Genomic DNA, 2,316 nt, shown 5'->3' on the forward strand with positions numbered 1-2,316 from the left:
CCGGCACCCACGCCATCGTCAAGTTCTTCCGCGCCGTGCTGGACACCGTGCGCCCCGGCACCATTCTGCTGGCCGAAGCCTGCCAGCCACCGGCCGAGGTGGTGACTTATTTTGGTGACAGCGACGAATGCCAGGCGGCCTACCATTTCCCGGTGATGCCGCGCATCTACCTGGCGCTGGCCGAAGCCTCGGCCAAGCCGATTTTTGACACCCTCTCAACCAACTTCACGCCCGACATCCCGGATGCCTGCGGCTGGTTCTCTTTTCTGCGCTGCCACGACGAGCTGACGCTGGAGATGGTGACCCCGGAAGAGCGCAAAACCATCCACGCCGCCTACTGCCATCAGCCCGAATGGGATTTCCGCCAGGGCGAAGGCATTGCCTCGCGCCTGGTGGACCTGTTCCAGAGCGATGCGGCGGCGGTGCAACTGGCTTTCAGCATCAGCTTCACCCTGCTGGGCACGCCAGTGATCTTCTACGGCGACGAATTCGCTAAGCCCAACGACAACCAGTTCCAGGCCGACCAGGAAGCCCTCACTGGCTACAAAGATGCGCGTTACAAGGTGCGCGGTGCCGTGGACTGGGCCAGCGTAGACCGCCAACTGGCCGATGCCAGCAGCCTGCCCGCACGCACGCACGATGCCGTGCGCACCATGCTGACCGTGCGCCGCGCCCACCCTGCCCTGGCCGCAGGCAACTTCCAGCCGCTGACCACGCTGGACGACCGCATCCTGGCCTATGTGCGCGGCACGGCGGAGCAGCAGGTACTGGTGGTGCAAAACCTGTCCAAGGACGCAGTGAGCGTGACCCTGCCCGCCGCCATTGCCGGTGCGGACTGGAAGCGGATCTTTGGCCAACAAGACCTGGCCCAGGGCGTGCTTGCCTTGCCACCCAAAGGCTTTAGCTGGTTTGCCGCCTGAAATTGACTCACCCCCAGGCTCCAGTGCTACGCACTTTCCTCCAACCCCCTTGCAGGGGGCAACACCAGCAGCCTGGCAAAGCCAGTTCTGCGGTGTTTCTGGAAGGCGTATCTTTTGGCTTTGGCCGGGGGCTGAAACCTGATTTTTTACACACTAACCGGAACCGAACACATGGCTTCTGACCTGTTGAACCAACGCACCTCGGGCGTGTTGCTGCACCCTACTTCCCTGCCCGGCCCGCACGGCTGTGGCGACTTTGGACCCAACGCTTTTTATTTTGTGGATTGGCTGGAAACGGCTGGCCAGTCGCTATGGCAAACCCTGCCGCTGGGCCCCATCGGCCCCGGCGATTCGCCCTATATGGGCAGCTCGGCTTTTGCAGGCAACCCGTTGCTGGTGGCGTTTGAGCCGCTGGTAGAAAAAGGCTGGATCGCCCAGGAAGCACTGGCCACCACCTTCAACGACGAGACCATCAGCTTCGGCCAGGTCGTGCCCTGGCGGCAGCAAAAACTGCGCGAAGCCTTTGCTGGCTTCCAGGCCAGCGCTACCCCGGAAGACCAGGCGGCGTTCGCGGCATGGCTGCTGGCCGAACAGAGCTGGGTGGCCGACTACACCTTGTTCATGGCGCTGGACCAGGCCCACACCCCGGCCCTGTGGCCCGACTGGCCCCAGCCGCTGTCGCGCCGCGAACCTGCTGCACTGGCCGCAGCACGCACCCAATACGCCGGTGAAATCGGCTTCTGGGGCTTTGTGCAGTGGCAGTTTGACGTGCAGTGGAAGCGTCTGAAGGGCTATGCCAACAGCAAGAACATCCACATGGTGGGCGATTTGCCGATTTTTATCGCGCACCACTCGTCCGACTGCTGGTCGCGCCCCGACCTATACGCGCTGGATGCCGCAGGCCACCCGCTGGTCATCGCCGGGGTGCCGCCCGACTTCTTCTCGGCCACCGGCCAGCGCTGGGGCAACCCGCTGTACAACTGGGCCGCCATGAAGGCCGACGGCTACGCGTGGTGGATTGAGCGCGTCAAACGCCAGCTCACCCTGGCTGACGTGGTGCGCATCGACCATTTCCGCGGCTTTGTAGGCTACTGGGAGATTCCGGCCAGCGAACCCACCGCTGTCAAGGGCCGCTGGATGCCCGGCCCCGACTACGACCTGTTTGCGGCCATCGAAGCCGCGTTGGGCAAGCTACCCATCATTGCCGAAGACCTGGGTGTGATCACCGACGAGGTGGTGGCGCTGCGCACCCGGGCGGGTTTTCCGGGCATGCGGATTTTGCAGTTTGCGTTCTCGGATGACGCAGGAAACGGCTTTTTGCCGCACAACTACGCACGCGACACCGTGGTTTATAGCGGCACGCATGACAACGACACGGTAGTGGGCTGGTGGGCCG

The 2,316-nt window shown here is 63.6% G+C and carries 2 protein-coding genes; both read left to right on the plus strand.

All coding sequences use genetic code 11. The annotated features are described in order from the left end of the window. The coding region (locus ABI213_RS01235; RefSeq protein WP_348025760.1) for an alpha-glucosidase C-terminal domain-containing protein at window positions 1–920 on the plus strand (920 nt) is incomplete at its 5' end. 171 nt (window positions 921–1,091) lie between these two features. Further along, a partial coding sequence (malQ, locus tag ABI213_RS01240) for a 4-alpha-glucanotransferase (RefSeq protein WP_348025762.1) occupies window positions 1,092–2,316 on the plus strand: 1,225 nt, incomplete at its 3' end.

Origin of the sequence: Rhodoferax sp. (genome assembly GCF_039922535.1) — a bacterium.
Taxonomy (GTDB): Bacteria; Pseudomonadota; Gammaproteobacteria; order Burkholderiales; family Burkholderiaceae_C; genus Rhodoferax_B.